The following is a 16,083-nucleotide window of genomic DNA, read 5'->3' as shown; positions in this document are numbered from 1 at the left end:
ATTATTTTCCCCAGGATCTGGCATGTACAACAGAATAGATTTTAAATTCCGGACAAACTCTACCGAGTTTCATTTTGTCCATCAATCCTGCAAGTGATTCGGCTCCGCTGAAATTATTTGTGAAATTCCACAATCCTGAATCCGGCTCAAGTAAAAATGAAAAATATGGAGAAAGCCATGCAGCCATGGCATGTTGTCCGCCATTAAATTTTATTGTGATGTAATAACCCGGATAAGTCTTATTTTGATTCATCAAGGTACTGAAGCACTGGTTATAGGGCGTGTTTTGCAAAATAATCGGAGGAGTACTTGTAAAATTATTTCCTGCAAGACTTGACATGGATGGTCCACCCAGATTCCGTGCATCCCTGGTCTGTGTCATATTTCTCACAGAAGTGATGAGATGCGGCTGAGTCACCGGAGCTTTGTTTGACAAACTCATGTGCAACCATGTTTGCGCCATAGCCGCGCAATTGGCCTGAGGGTTTTGTAATGGGAAAACCAATGAAATTGCTGTTGCTGCCATAATATAGATAGTTTAAAGTTTTAAAATATTCTAATGTTCTGATGTGCAGAATAAACACATACCAAAGGAATCGAAATCACAATACAGAACGATTCAAATATAAATAAAATAACATTCAGGCCTATAGGTTCGAGATTTTTTTGCCGGGATTCAGATGCTTCCTTTTTGCTTTGTCTGACTCCGAACGGAAATCCCGGACTGGTTAAGCACGACGGTACTAACATCACCGAATTGATAGCGCACAATCCAATTCCTCTCAATCAGTGGACCTATCTGATGGCAACACAATCTCATGCTACTGCAGCAAAATATGTGAACGGAATAGTTGACAACGTGAGCACAGCCATGTTTACACCGGCTATCTACATCAATCAGCTTTTAAATGGGGCAAACTCTGTGAATGCAAATTGGAATTCCTTTGAAGGAATTATTGATGATGTAAAAATTTATGATTGTTCAGGGTTTGAAACAGGAATAGATGTCCCGAAATCCAATTCATCGATTGGTCTGTATCCAAATCCAACAGCCGGACCCATTCACCTCTCAGATTTTTTTAATGGAAAAATATCTGTATTGAATTCACTTGGTAAAAAAGTATGTGAAAATACAGCGACCGATTTATCGACCTATCCAAGCAGTCACCATGATTGAATTTGTTCCGCTTTGAAAAATCCGGCGAAAATTATTGGAAAAAAGTGATGAAGCTTTAACCGGCTGAAGCAATCAACAAATACTCAAATTGTCCGGAAGCCTGTGAAGCCATTACTCATACTTCACAACTTTCTTGCTCACTTTGTATTCATCGAAGAACAGCGTCAGGATATAAGTACCTTTCGGCAGGTTACCAAGATTATCGATTCCGCCATTGTTGTATCCATCATGCACTTCCCTTTTTGTGGACGCGACAATACTTCCTGTTTCACTCAACAAAGTAATTTCCGCCTCACCACCCTGTTGTGTCAGGAAATCGACATTGATGTGATCAGAAAAAGGATTCGGGAAAATAGATTTGATTTCAAATGCCTCTTCCAGACTACTTCCTCCTTTTGATTTTATCGTTTCAACATCGCTATACGTATAATGCCCGTCATAGTCGGTTTGCTTCAAACGATAGAATGAATACCCTTCCAATGGATCAGAATCTGTCCAGGAATAATTCCGAACGGAAGTACTGTTGCCTGCTCCTCTGATCATTTGTATCGGTTCAAAATTTATACCATCCGATGATCGTTCAACAGTGAAGTAATCGTTATTTACTTCAGAAGCAGTTGCCCAATTCAGGTTCACCGCTTTATCCTTGTAACTTGCCTTGAAATACATCAACTCGATCGGCAAGGCAATGTTCTTTACGGAAAGATTGAAGGATTTGAAATAAAGTGAAGTTTGTCTTGTTTGAATTGAACTGTAGGTACTGATACTACCGGTTCGATAATAAATTGTATGAACATTGGTATAATACAATTCATACATGGCAGTGTGGTTAACAGTATCAATATTGGAAAATGTACCTGTTCCTCCGAGGGCTCGGTACCGGCCATTATTATTTGTAATTGTCAATGTAGAAGCTGCATCCAGACTATAACTGGTTGGCATGGTTGCTTCAATATACTCACGAATCTGTTTTCCTCCGGAAGTTCCGCCATCCACGTCGACTCCTGTAGCTGTCAGTTTTCGCAGAGTAGTATCTGTAGGGGTTCCGGCCTTTTTAAATGAGATTTTCCATTCAAAATATCCTTCAGCATTCACTGCATAATTAATGAATGGCTGGAAACAAACCGTATATCCTGTACTCTGGTCATCAATATTGTCAAGCGTGGCACCGCCCTGTATATCCATGATTTCCACCCAGGCATCAACTCCCCTGGTCACATTCGGGAAGATATAGATAGCGCCAATTTGTCCATCAGTTCCACTGTAGAGAGAGGACGAACTGAATGAAGGGAAATCACCAAATGCAATTGCATATTGTCCGAATGTATTCATTGAACTTCTCGCCGCCGTCACTGTTCCCGCTGAAAGGCTTTGTGTATTGTCACTATGAGTTCCGGTTGATGCCCATGCAGAAGATGCATTATCTCTTTGCAATAAACTGATAAGACTTCCGTCGGTGAGAGAATTTGAGTAACCGGTCTCTGCCATTGTAACTGTAAAGGTTCCGGATGACAAAGTACCATTTGGTGTCAGCGTCCAGTATCCGTAATCGAGCAAATCAGTCATATCCACTCCGCTAACCTCAATAGAAGAAAGAGGATTGGAAGGATCGAGCGGATCGGCATTTGTGAATGAACCTAATACGGAAGTAAATCCGGCGATACTGCTTAAAGCAAGTGTTGCTCTTTCATATTTCGACGAAGTACCAAGCGGAAAAGTGTAAGTACCACTTGAAGAAACAGAACGTCGGAGATTGCCGATGATGTAATTCGATGAGGAAGAAACGATGGAACCTGTTGCAGTATTTGATACAGCAAGCTCATAACTGCCGGTTGTAATTTTACCTGATGTGAGAGTAAGAGTTCCACTTACAGTAGTACCTGCACTTAATGTCAATCCGGTGCTGTTGTTCAGGGTAAGATTCCGAACTCCGGAAGGTAAACCACTTCCGGTAACCTGAGTAGCGCTTCCATTGTAAGTGTAATCTCCGGTTGTACTGAATGTACGGGTACCACTGACCTGAATATTTCCGGTTGATCCCGAAGAACTAATGCCATCCGCAGATCCCAATTCAAGTGCTCCACCCGATTGTAAAGTGAAGTTACGGCCAGTTAAAATATTTGTGCTCAGGCTCAGTGTTGATCCACTGTTTACATAAAAATCAACACTTCCACTGACAGTATTTCCTGAAGCAGTAAATGTCTGCCTGCCGGACTTACTGAAAATCATTTGCGCATAAGAATTACTACCGTTCATACTCAGAGTGCCTCCGGTATGTGAATAATTTCCTTTCAGGTTTACAATTGCCGTATCAGAATTGTCGTTGCCCATTGCAAATGTCCCGGAACTGAATGCGAAATTTCCATTCACCGTCAAATTTGTCCGTTCTGATTTACCGAGCATACAGCTATTTGTTCCTCCTGTTTGACTGAAATTTCCAGAAATTGTCGAGTTGATTGTGTTGTTGTCCTTGTCTGTAAAAATGAAAGTCCCTGCTGATAAAGTATAATTACCGCTAACATTTAATGCGCCTGTACAATTTTTTGAATTAAGCAGATTAAATGTTCCGGCGCTTTGAGAAAAATTTCCTGCAACAGTTAATGAATACGTTGTATTGTCCTGAATCTGACAAATCAATGAACCTCCTGAAATTGTGAGACCACCACCAACACTAAGTGTACTGTTTGCGGCGGCAAGTTGAAGCGATTTTGAACCGGTGGAGATCACATTGAAATTTGAACTGATAGTTGTAAGTGCTCCCCCCAATCGGATATCATTTGATTGTGAAGGGCAATTCCATGTGAAATTTGAAAAAGCTTGAATCCCAGAAGGTGCGGTAGGATTGGACGTATATCCTATGATTTCGCAAGTTGATCCAGAGGACCAGGTTGCAGTCGGGATAGTACCCGCAGTTGCTGTAAAATTATGCTGATATTTTCCGGTGCTGCTGAAATTTATCGCAGAGCCTGTCCTTATGGTTACGGTTCCTGCATTCACAAAAGTTCCATTTACAGTCATATCTGTACCCGTACCATTACTCACAGTTAACGTCACGCCACTGTTTAATGTTAGTGTACCACCGGAACTCACTACCAGTTGGTCAGCTTTCTGATTTGCTGTGATGGTTACATTATGTCCGCTTTGAATAGTAATGATATTGGCTGAACTGTCCGGAACTGCAACTGCTGCAATCCAGGAAGAACCATTGTATTTTTGCCAGGTGGTGATAAGGTTCCAGTTTCCTGAACCCACCGAACGATATTCACCAGAAGCAGCTGCATAGCTCACCGTAGAATTGTCAAGGTTAAAATAAATTGTGAGCCCGATAAACATGGCTACAATCATACTTCCTGCAACAATTTTAATTTGACGAAAGCGTGTTCGCATCCGGGTTCTTCCGGAAAGCTTTAACCTGCTCGCTGGTTTTGAACGTCTGGGGTTCATATTTGATGAATATTCACTAATTAATCACTTGAAGAATTTTGTTCATTTCCCTTCAGAAAGAGCCTAAGGCCGGTTTTCTGATAATTTGATTTCTTCTTCTACAATGTTTGCTACTACTTGTTATACATAAATTTGGAAAATCTTACAGTTAACAATTCAGAGAAACCTTCATCGGAAATAAAATTTAAACCGCTGTATTCAAATAAAATATAGCCTAAATCAATAAAAAAGCACTTCATTCACCAGTATGAATGCTTTTAATCGCATTTCCGAAAACTAGAAATTGGTTAATAAAATTAAATGAGTAGTATTTCTCAAAAAAAGAAAATTAGAAGGGCTTAAAAAACAAAATTCAATCCGGGAAGCAAAAAATATCAGAACATTTCTTACAAAGTCTAAGCAAAAGTTTGCTGCTTTCAACTTATATTAAATTCGAAATGTAGAATTTTCGACAAGTAATTCCAGTCCAAATCCAAAAGATAAGAATTTCCGAGAAGCTTGAACCTGGCACTAATTGAGGTCAATACAGACAACCCAAGGTCTTGATGCAAAAGTTGGGAATAGTTGATGTCGTCCGGATTGCAAATTGGAATCACTTTTATGAATGGCGATAATTTCTGAAATCATATCGAATATAAAAATGATCTTCGTCAGTAAGATTTAATTTTCTAATAAATTTTTCTATAATTTTTTGTATTTATTTAAGTCCAAACTGAACAATTCGGTGAATCCCAATGTAATTTAGGGTTGATTTTAAAATTTCAAACAAAATTTATTAATCTCAATCACATGAAAAACAAGATTAGTTATCTGATCGTTGCCTTTATTGCTTTATTCTATTTGCAATCGGCACAGGCACAGGTTATGTATGAATGGAGCAGGTCTTATGATGGAGGAAGTATCGATGGGGCTTTACTTGTCAGCCCCGAAGGCTCTAATTTTATTCACATCGCGGGCACTACCCAGGTAGGCACGGATAATAAATTGATCATTCGCAAGTATCGAACCAACGGAAACTTGCAATGGTCACGTATTTCACCAAGTTCAATTCCCGGCACGATCCGGTGGATCAAACGTGACGCTTCTTTCAATACGTACATGATTTGTTATTCAATAAGCGGATATACTCTTTTAAAATTTGGAGCAGACGCTCACCTAAAATGGACAAAAACAATTGCTGAAAGTCCGGCCGGACTGGAAGTAAAAGGAAACCGTGTCTATACCGGTGGACAAGCGACTACAGGTTTCTTCGTACGCTGTTATCGCGCAAGTGACGGAGGAACTGTCTGGACACGAACAGAAGGCAACGGATATAATGGCCGTGCTTTCACCATTGACAATGCCGGGAATACCTATGTTGGAGGAAGTACCGAAGATGCTTCGTACCAGGAACAAATGTATATTGTAAAATTCAACGCTTCATCTCCTTCTCCGGTATTAAGCATTCGTTATGCAGGTCCTGATAACTACCCCTGGAACTCCTCTCAGATTTTAAGAATTGACGCCGGAGGAAATATTTATTCCTGCGGTGAAGTTGACGCCTTTGGATCTGGAGGACAAAACCAAACAGTAGTAAAATTTAACCCTGCCGGTACATTCCAGTGGAAACAGTACATTGTAACTACAGGTGGTGCAGAATGGGGAGGAGTGGATGATTTTATTTTTGATGCATTTCAAAATCCTGTTCTGATCGGCGACAAATCATACCATGATGATATCCATGAAGCACAAAGAATGTTTGTCACTAAGCTCAACCGTTCTACCGGTGTAAAACTATTTTACGTTTATCCCAATGACCCTACATTATCGAACCCGGAACTTTATGAATATTCCAACAATTGCACAACTGATTCCTATGGTAATATTTATTTTGGCGGTTACGGAAACTATGGTGCAGGACCGGGTGTCTATCGTTGGGCAATAACAAAAGTAGATGGAATGACAGGTGATCTCCGGTGGATTGAAGCCGGAAGTTCATTCACCGGAGCTAATTTCGTAAACAGTATTTATGTTTCAGCCGGTGGCAATGTGTATTGCGGAATCAGTGAAGCTTCAGCAACGGTGGATATGGTACTCGAAAAATTCTCTCAACCGGGTGGAGGCCTGCGTCTGCGTGCGGAAAACAATTCCTTCCCTCCTGCTATCGCCTATCCCAACCCAAGCACGGATGAATTCACCTTGCGTTTCGAATCTGACCAGGTTATTACTGATGCAGTTTTGATAGATCTCAGCGGAAGAGTCATCGCTCAGTATGCCCAAATTTCCGGTGATTTCAAATTCGGTAGAAATCTCGCTCCCGGAATTTATTACCTGAATCTAAACAGTAATTCAGGAAGGCAAACTATCCGTCTTGTGAAAACCGACCGGTAAGATTAAATTTACAAAAGAAAAAAGGAACCCCAAACAGGTTCCTTTTTTTTCTTTTATGATTTTGGCGGATACAATCCTGCCAGGATCAAACCTGTACCGGTAATCACCCATTTAGCTCAGCATCAATTTGTAACTCTGGAAAATATTTTATACCTTTGGGTATAATACCATTTGGTATAATTTAAATCCACACACACTCACATGAAAGATTCTCCTTTCGTTTACGGAACAACCGTTAGCAGTCACGCATTCACCAATCGTGAAAAGGATGTTCAAAAACTCAAAAGCAATCTGTTGAACGGAATCAACACCACGATCATTTCGCCGCGCAGGTGGGGAAAATCCTCGTTGGTAGAAAAAGTGATCCGGGAGATCAACGCGAAAGAAAAAAAGCACAAAACAGTGGTGATTGACCTGTTCTCAGTCGGCAGCAAGGAAGAGTTCCTTGAACAATTCGCGAAGGAAGTCATCAAGGCTTCTTCCGGAAAATGGCAGGAATGGATGCTAAGCGGAAAAGAATTTTTCAGACAGCTGATCCCGAAACTTAGTTTGGGAATAGATCCGAACACGGATTTCAGCATTAGTTTTGACTGGAAAGAATTACGCAAATACAGCGAAGAAGTACTGCAATTGCCTGAAACAATAGCCCGTAAAAAAGGAATCCGGATGATTATTTGTCTGGATGAATTCCAAAACCTGGCCTCCTACCCCGGTTACGAAGAATTTGAAAAGCAAATGCGGGCGGTATGGCAGCGACAGAAACTGGTCACCTATTGTTTGTATGGAAGCAAAAGACATATGATGACGGATATTTTCAACAACCCGGCCAAGCCCTTTTATCGTTTCGGAGATATATTATTGCTTCCCAAAATCGAACATGCCAAATGGTTGCGTTTTATCACAAATGGATTTAAAAACACCGGAAAAAATATCGATGAAAAAACTGCCTCCTGGATTCCGGAAATTATGAAAAATCATTCCTGGTATGTTCAGCAACTGGCTCATTACACCTGGAACCTCACACACAAAAGCTGCAGTTTGAAAGAAGCGCAGGCTGCATTACAGGAATTATTGAATGCCAATTCGCCGCTCTACCAAAAAGAAGTCGAAAGCATTTCCACCAGTCAGCTCAATCTGCTCAAAGCCGTAGCCAAAGGTGAAACACAACTTACCAGCGTCGCGGTGATGGAACATTACCGTCTGGGTACTCCCAATAACGTAACAAAAAGCAAAGCCTCATTGATCAACAACGATCTGATTCAGGAAAACAATGGGAAATACGAATTCACTGATCCTGCTTTTGAGATCTGGTTCAGGAAGCAGTATTTTGGTGAGGCACTGGGCTAGTTGTTAGTTGTTAGTTGTTAGTTGTTAGTTGTTAGTTGTTAGTTGTTAGAGGTTAGTTGTTAGTGTTTTTTTTGTATCAATGGAAATGAATATTTGTAACTTCTTGCGTGATTAGTTGGCTGTTTTATAAAAACAGAACTGTAATATTGGATTTTCAGGATTTCCCATAATAAAATAAATTAAACATAAAAATGCAAAATCAACATCTTCGTATTCTATAACAGGTGCCATTTGTGTATGTTTGCCTTTATTGAAAGGGTGCTGCTGAGTACGCCCACATTGAAATTTTTTTGAATGCCAATCTTTATTAGCCGGAACTCTCAAATACACATACTAATTTTAATTTTAAAATCAATTCTGATGAAGCTAAAACTACAACTAAAAATTTACGTACTAACATTTTGTTCATTAATCAGCTATACCAATTCCAATTCACAATGTTCAAACCAGGTAACACATCTGGCTGGAACAGCTGTTGTAAATGGAGTGGATATCACAGTCACAACCACCGGTCATGTTGATGACAATACTTCGTATTGTGTAAATACATTCCCCTATTTTGTCGGTTATAACTCAACAACAGGCAGTGCGAATGGAATGTATACATTCGATTTTTTCCCACCTGTAAATTCGCTGACCCTAAACTTCAGCGGTATTTCCAATGCAGGCATAGGTCAGGAATCTGTAGTGCTTGCTATCAACGGAATTCATTATGCAATACCATCTGTAGGTGATCCTAACGGTTGTGATGCACTTGCTGATTTAACTGTTGACGGTGACATTACCGGTTGTGTAAGTTGTTCGGTATCTGGCTGGCTGGGCACAACCATTACCGGCAATATTTCATCCTTACAGGTAGCGGATATTGCTGTGTGGGGACAAGGGAATGGTGCAATTTTCTCACTATTCATTTGCGATGCGGTAAATGGTACCCCTGAATATGAGAATATTTTCGCGAATGATGTGTACCCAAATCCATTCACTACTTCGCTTAATTTAAAATCCAACAATAGTTCAGATGTAGAATTTACACTGTATGATGCATTTTCGAATAAACTAATTCATAAGACTATACCGACTATTTCTTCTTTGAATACAGAATTTTTAAGCAGTAGTATTTATTTTTATGAATTGAAACAGGAAGGCGCAATCCTCAAGAAGGGTAAATTGATTAAAGAATAACACTTATTCAACCCTTGCGCTGTTAATATCTCAAGCATTCTTATCTTCAAAATCATTCATTCGAAGAGATTTCGGGTACATACCATCATATCTAAGATCTCTTTGGAACTTATATCACACAAAGTGTAGTTTGTTGCAGGTACATTTGTATTCATAAAAACAATGATAAAATGAACTACTACAACATAAAATCAGTTCCGAATGCAAATTTTGAGGATATCAAGGCAAAAGTAATTGCAGGTTTACAGGACGAAGGTTTTGGTGTGCTGACCGAAATCGATCTGAAGGCCATCATGAAAAAAAAGCTTGACAAGGATTATCTTCCACATACAATTCTTGGAGCATGCAATCCGGTATACGCCGATAAGGTACTTCAAATCGAACCGAATATCAGTGCAATGCTCCCCTGCAATGTTACCATCAAGGAAAATACAAACCATGCAATTGAAATAGCGACAATTAATCCGGTGGCTGCCATGGGATCTGTAAACAATAAAGAGATAATTTTACTGGCACAGGAAGTTCAGGACAAATTGACAAAAATGCTGAATGGCATTGGATAATTTATTCCGAATCGAATCACGTGTGAGTGGTCGGCTCCATTAATTTCTCTAACAGAACACAAACTGAGTAAGCATTGCGCTGAACATTTAAAATATATTACTATTGTCAAAAAAAAAGAGTCCCAGGCTACTTGCCCGGGACTCTTTTTTTTATACATGGCATTCGCCTTATTGAATCAATAGTTTTGTTGACTGCACCGATGTCTGATCTGCAAGGGAAAGTATGTACACACCTTTGCTAAGTACCTGGTTCAGCATATATGTTGAAGTCGAAAGTTGATTCAAATTATTCTCAATCTGCTCGGCATAAACTATTCGTCCCTCTATATCAGAAATCGTCAATTTAACCGGAGCGTTATTTCTCAGATTTTTCAGTGAAAGTGTAAAACTACCATTGGATGGGTTTGGAGAAATTGCGAAATTGAAACTCTCATTGTCACGGGAGTCGATCCCGGTTGTGGCGCCTCCAATTTCCAAAAGAATATAATCCATCATAGAACCGCTATGTCCGGCCAAGCCCTCTACATCCCTTCCTGAATGTTCGTATTTGATATAACGCAAACCGGTGCCGTATCCCGAAAATGACCCACTCACCCACTGCCATTGATCCGTCAAGGTGGGAGTCTGCGTGGATGTCGCGAGTACATTGCTGCTCGCATCCAATAATGTGACGGTTTGATTGTAATAATCCGCGTAATCAGGCTGTGTGCCTTTAGCGAATTCGCCAAAGGTGATTACCGGTTGCATGTCCAGATCAATAGGAGTATAACCCTGCGCGACCAGGTCAATAATCTGTGACTTAGTATCCGTCGCATTGGAAGTAATATAGTATCCATTGGGATCCACCATCCATCCATCACCACCATTTGCATCAATGGTCCAACCGGCCAATGAATGTGTTTTTCCGCTTGAATAATAGATATTGTTACCAATAGATAAATATGAATCATCGATCATAGCACCATAATTTCCTGCCCAGTAATTCGCGCAATTTCCGATGTGTTCATACATTATTTTACGAACACCTGTTCCGTAACTCCTGATAACACCTTTCAGGGATTGCCATGTCGAATCACAAATCAGTATTCCGCTTTGATATGTATACAAGACGACATTATTATCATCCATGAGATAAATATTCAACTGATACTCGTCAGACATTGATGAACCACCGTAAAAACCTTTGTAACTTTCAGCATATAGAATTATGGGTTCCTGATCAAGATAGCTTGGTGTATATCCCAAAGCAATCAGATCAACGACCTGAGATTTGGTTGTATTCGAATAAGAGCTAACCCAGCAAGGTGTACCATCGGTCCCGCCGGTTGCTTCAACGGCCCAACCATCATCAATCATGGAAGTCACATCCCAACCCGTGGTTGCGCCGTCATCACATCCGGGATTTACGAGCAGATTAACATTCTGTTGAGCACTTGCTGTGCCTGCTATTAATAAAATGAAGAAGACAATTAAGTGTAGGAGTTTTTTCATGGTGGTTGGTGGTTAGTGCTTAGTGGTTAGTGCTTGGTGCTTGGTGCTTGGTGCTTAGTGGTTGGTGCTTAGTGCTTAGTGGTTAGTGGCTGGTGGTTAGGGGTTGATATTGGGTTTTCGTCCCTCGTCCCAATTGTCCCTCGTCCCATTTTTTTTTAAAAATAAATCCGAACCTGATTGATATTCCTAAACGATATTGTAAAAATAAGAAAGCAAGTCACATTTACAATTCAAAACAGAACGGCTGTGAATTTTTCCTATTTTACGCCTATAAAGTATCCGCTAAATGCAGGAATGGGGTTGATTCAAGGCTGCATTTTCATTAATATGAAGATCCGGATAATTTCTTAGGGTAGGCCTGTAAACCTTAGTTTACAAAGACCATCAAAGACAATCACTATAAAATTTTAAAATGAATCTCTCAAAATACTTTTTTCTGCTAATCTTTTTGCACCTATCCGGACAACCTGTGACTGCGCAGACCTATCCGGACTTCACTATTAGTCAATGGGACTCTTCTTCCAGCGGCTATTATTTTCTGATTCCGATCCGGACAGGAACCGGAGGCCCTGCACAAAACGCGACCCACATGATTCTGGATGGGCGAGGCAATGTCGTTTACTTCAAAGAATTTATATCCGGAGGCAACACGGGGGATTTTAAAATTCAGGACAATCGATTTATTTCCTATAGCTATCAGAATAAATTTTACCTGATGGACAGCAGCTTCACAGTGGTGGATTCTGTGAGGTGCAAAAATGGAATAATACAGGATGGTCATGACATGCAGGTTCTTCCCAATGGTCATTTTTTACTTTTGGGATGGGAAAACCTCGTCATGGATTTGAGTTCCTATCATTGGTTTAATAATAACGGAAGTGCCGGAAGCAGTTCCGCGACCGTAAGATCCGGAGTGATACAGGAACAAGATGCAAATAAGAATGTTGTTTTTGAATGGCATGCGATCAATTACTTCAATTTTTCCGAGGTTGATACAAGTCGGCTTAATAGTCCTACGAATGTAGACTGGACACATTTCAATTCCATCGCGTTAGATACAGATGGAAACATCCTTGCCTCTATTCGGCATTTCAATGAAATTATCAAGATTGACAAAAGCACAGGAAATATCCTGTGGAGATTGGGAGGAAAATTAAATGATTTTACTTTCACCAACGACACAACTATGTTCATTGGTCAGCACGATTGCAGAAGATTGGCCAATGGCAACATTACTTTACTTGATAACGGGAAGCCCAGACATTCTGTCTCTGGTAAAGAATACCAACTGGATGAAAATCTGCTGCAGGCGACATTAGTATGGAGCCATTGTCCGGATACCGGGCTTTTCAGTTCAGCGACAGGTAATATGCAACGATTGACAAATGGCAATACTCTATTAGATTATGGAATGGTAGATCAGCTTGTAACTACTTTTGAAGTAGTGAGCCCTGGTGGCAATACAGTTTTTCAAATCAGGTACAATGACACTTTACAAACATACAGGGCTTTCAATTACGAAACATTACCATGGGATTTGCATAGACCTGTGATCACTTGTACTGAAATCAATCAGCAGTATTTTCTGGATGCAGGATCCGGACACGCGTCTTATCAATGGTCAACAGGAGAAACCTCACAAATGATTCAGGTTGTTGACACCGGTACATATACCGTGTTTGTTCCAAAAGGAACTGACGGGTATGTCAGCTCGGAAGAATTTGTTGTTTCCAATATCGCAGATCCTTGCAACACTTCCGGTGTAGGTATAGGTCAATCCTTCTCCGATCAGCAACAAATTTTCCCAAACCCATTTGAAGATAAAATCCACACAAAGAATTTCTATCCTGATTTGGATTATGAACTTATAAATAGCCTGGGAAAAACTTTGTATCGCGGAAATGATCTTGAAGAACAAGATTTTTCACATCTTGCATGCGGATTATATTTTCTCAAAATGCATTCCGGGACGAAAATACATGTAGTTAAAATTGTAAAGAGATAAAATCACTCAATTATAAATATCTTCCTTTCAACTTCTAATGAGATCAACCATTAACACGTTTCGCCTTCGAGTACTTTCAACAATGCTACTCTCACTTTTTGTACATTTTACAAACGCGCAAATTACGTTTGAGAAAAAGTGGGGAGGCGATGGCTACCAGGACGGGCAATACATCAGTTCTACCAGTGATGGTGGATTTATTATTGCAGGGATATCCACATCTGATTCGACTCCCTACACAAATATTGTGTTGATGAGAGTAGATTCCCTCGGTGATTCATTATGGACCAAAAATTATGGAGGTCCCGGATCCAACGATTTTCCATCAGCTGTAGTACAAACACGGGATGGCGGTTTTTTGGTTTCGTCAACAACTTATTCTTTATCATCACAGGCTCCGAATTACAGTGACTGGTGGATTTTGCGCACGGATGCAAACGGGGATACTCTTTGGACAAAGATGATACGCAAACCGAATAATGACAGGATGTGGGATATCAGCGAGAATGATGACGGTTCGTTTCTGGCCTGTGGCTGGTTAAGTGTAAACGGATACGCCAAAGCGACGATGATGAAATTTTCCGAAACAGGAGATTCACTTTGGTCAGTACAAATTGGATCTAGTGCGAATTCCTATGCTCAGTTTTGCCAACAAAATTACGACGGAAACTATTTACTCGCGGGCGCTTTTCTCAGCGGAACATTCCAGGGAATTGTGATGGAATACGACACCGCCGGGACTTTATTGAACAGCCATATTTACGACAAGCAGGGAACCGTAGAAAATATCAATAGTGTACATCATCTCGCACAAGGTGGATATATTATTTCCGCTAAGTCGGGAACGATCAATGGGTATGATGTCTGGGTTTTGAGAACCAATGACAATTGGGATACACTTTGGACACAAACTTATAATGATCCATTCTACTTGTATGATACAGAAGCGAAATTTGCATTCGACGCAACGAGCGACAATGGATTTATTTTTGGAGGAGCTAAATTCACAGGAGCATCTTCCGAAGCGGTATTGTATCGAATGGATTCAACCGGAGCATCGTTGTGGACAAGCTATTATGGTGGAAATACAAATGGAGAAGATAAAACGAGTTCAGTGCTTTCTTTGGCAGATGGAGGATTTATTCTCTCAGGACAAACAGAGATGACGGCAAACAATGACGGAGATATATACCTTGTGCGGACGAATGCTAATGGACTTGTTACTTCCCTATCCGAACCGGATGCAATCGAATCTTCAACACAATTTTTATTGTTTCCGAATCCGTCAAAGAACAAAGTGCATTGGGAATCAAAATATATTTCCATTTCATGCCTGAGGTTACTTTCAATGAGCGGGTCAATTCTACAAACCTATGAGCAAGCCGGAATAAGCGGAGAATTAAACTTCGCTGGATTAGTACCAGGAATTTATATTGTAGAATTTGTTTCGGAAATTTCGGTTCACCGAAAAAGGTTGATAATCGCAGGTTATTAGTTGTTAGTTAGTTGTTAGGTGTTAGGTGTTAGGTGTTAGGTGTTAGGTGTTAGGTGTTAGGTGTTAGGTGTTAGGTGTTAGGTGTTAGGTGTTAGGTGTTAGGTGTTAGGTGTTAGGTGTTAGTGCACTCGTCCCTCGTCCCTCGTCCCTCAATCAGTCGTTTTTTCGTTAACAGCTAGTTTCTTCAGGCTTGAATCCCATTTGTTTTCTTGGTTTTGGAGCTGGATTGATCAATTGTCTGAGGGCGGAGAAAATGGTTTGAATATCTATTTTATTTTTCAGCACTTGTTTTTCCAGCATTTCCAATTGCAGCAGCACTTCTTTGTTTGTTAAAAGAAGTTCTCGCATTTTTGTAAATATCCTGATGACCTGGATATTTACCGCGATTGCACGTTCGCTATTCAAAATACAGGACAACATTGTTACACCCTGTTCTGTAAAACAAAAAGGATGATACCGCAATCCCATAACATCGGAATTGGAGGACGCAAATTGCGTCCTCCAATTCCGGAGTTCTTCTTCATTCATTTCAAACATAAAATCAGATGGAAATCTTTGCATATTGCGTCTGACAGCTTCTTTCAGCCTTTTTGTCTCGACTCCGTACAATTCCGCCAGATCCCGGTCGACCATGATTCTCAAATCCCGTATGATGTAAATTTTATTCATCACAATCTCGTCAGGGATCATCAGTTTTGATTTCTTGTTCATGAATCAAAAATATTGATTCAACCGAATTTGCAAGAGCAGTTCAAAATAAGTACGCATCAAATCAGTTTATTATATGCGAAATAAATGCATTGATCTCCTTCAAACCTTGAATATTTTTTATAGGAAAGAATCATAGTGCATGTAGTATAAATTCTATTCTAAAAACCAGAGGTCAAAGAAATCATGTAGAGCAACATTTGCACTTATTAGAATTAAGCTCAGATTTATTTGGGAGATTAAGGAAATATATTAGAAACATCCTATAAAAGCTGAAATTCAAAACAACCCTACTCCCATT

The 16,083-nt window shown here is 40.1% G+C and carries 11 protein-coding genes; 7 read left to right on the top strand and 4 right to left on the bottom strand.

The genetic code is table 11. The annotated features are described in order from the left end of the window. Position 1: 1 nt before the first annotated feature. Positions 2 to 526 carry a hypothetical protein gene (locus IPP86_11910; protein MBL0139219.1) on the bottom strand — a complete coding sequence of 175 codons (525 nt, stop codon included), beginning with the start codon at positions 524 to 526 and terminating at the stop codon, positions 2 to 4. 165 nt (positions 527 to 691) lie between these two features. Here IPP86_11910 and IPP86_11905 point away from each other — a divergent pair, with 165 nt between their 5' ends. Then, positions 692 to 1,177 carry a hypothetical protein gene (locus IPP86_11905; protein ID MBL0139218.1) on the top strand — a complete coding sequence of 162 codons (486 nt, stop codon included), beginning with the start codon at positions 692 to 694 and terminating at the stop codon, positions 1,175 to 1,177. A gap of 111 nt (positions 1,178 to 1,288) precedes the next feature. Here the strand turns inward: IPP86_11905 and IPP86_11900 are convergent, their stop codons facing one another. Beyond that, positions 1,289 to 4,621, bottom strand: coding sequence for a T9SS type A sorting domain-containing protein (locus IPP86_11900; protein ID MBL0139217.1), 3,333 nt, complete (start codon positions 4,619 to 4,621; stop codon positions 1,289 to 1,291). Between the two features lie 789 nt (positions 4,622 to 5,410). Here IPP86_11900 and IPP86_11895 point away from each other — a divergent pair. From IPP86_11895 to IPP86_11880, 4 genes are all read left to right on the top strand, one after another. Then, entirely contained in the window at positions 5,411 to 6,991 is a 1,581-nt protein-coding gene (locus IPP86_11895; protein MBL0139216.1) for a T9SS type A sorting domain-containing protein, read from the top strand. A 201-nt stretch (positions 6,992 to 7,192) separates the two neighbouring features. Then, positions 7,193 to 8,338 (top strand): ATP-binding protein, encoded by a 1,146-nt coding sequence (locus IPP86_11890; GenBank protein ID MBL0139215.1) that lies wholly within the window; start codon positions 7,193 to 7,195, stop codon positions 8,336 to 8,338. 360 nt (positions 8,339 to 8,698) lie between these two features. Beyond that, the gene (locus tag IPP86_11885; GenBank protein ID MBL0139214.1) at positions 8,699 to 9,520 is read left to right on the top strand and encodes a T9SS type A sorting domain-containing protein; all 822 of its coding nucleotides are present in this window, start codon (positions 8,699 to 8,701) and stop codon (positions 9,518 to 9,520) included. 170 nt (positions 9,521 to 9,690) lie between these two features. After that, a complete protein-coding gene (locus IPP86_11880) occupies positions 9,691 to 10,083 on the top strand; it encodes a DUF302 domain-containing protein (GenBank protein ID MBL0139213.1) in 393 nt (130 codons plus the stop codon). A 168-nt stretch (positions 10,084 to 10,251) separates the two neighbouring features. Here IPP86_11880 and IPP86_11875 read toward each other — a convergent pair whose 3' ends face one another. Further along, positions 10,252 to 11,574, bottom strand: a complete 1,323-nt coding sequence (locus IPP86_11875; protein ID MBL0139212.1) for a T9SS type A sorting domain-containing protein — start codon at positions 11,572 to 11,574, stop codon at positions 10,252 to 10,254. Between the two features lie 412 nt (positions 11,575 to 11,986). On the opposite strand from IPP86_11875, the gene IPP86_11870 reads away from it, so the two are divergent. Further along, complete coding sequence (locus tag IPP86_11870) at positions 11,987 to 13,579, top strand: aryl-sulfate sulfotransferase (GenBank protein MBL0139211.1); 1,593 nt, start codon at positions 11,987 to 11,989, stop codon at positions 13,577 to 13,579. 82 nt (positions 13,580 to 13,661) lie between these two features. After that, positions 13,662 to 15,074: a T9SS type A sorting domain-containing protein gene (locus IPP86_11865; protein ID MBL0139210.1), complete on the top strand. Its 1,413-nt coding sequence runs from the start codon at positions 13,662 to 13,664 to the stop codon at positions 15,072 to 15,074. Between the two features lie 168 nt (positions 15,075 to 15,242). Here the strand turns inward: IPP86_11865 and IPP86_11860 are convergent, their stop codons facing one another. Beyond that, positions 15,243 to 15,743 carry an ORF6N domain-containing protein gene (locus tag IPP86_11860; GenBank protein ID MBL0139209.1) on the bottom strand — a complete coding sequence of 167 codons (501 nt, stop codon included), beginning with the start codon at positions 15,741 to 15,743 and terminating at the stop codon, positions 15,243 to 15,245. Positions 15,744 to 16,083 lie beyond the last annotated feature (340 nt).

This window comes from Bacteroidota bacterium (genome assembly GCA_016720935.1).
GTDB lineage: Bacteria > Bacteroidota > Bacteroidia > AKYH767-A > 2013-40CM-41-45 > JADKJP01.
This window is presented reverse-complemented; position numbering and strand designations above follow the sequence as displayed.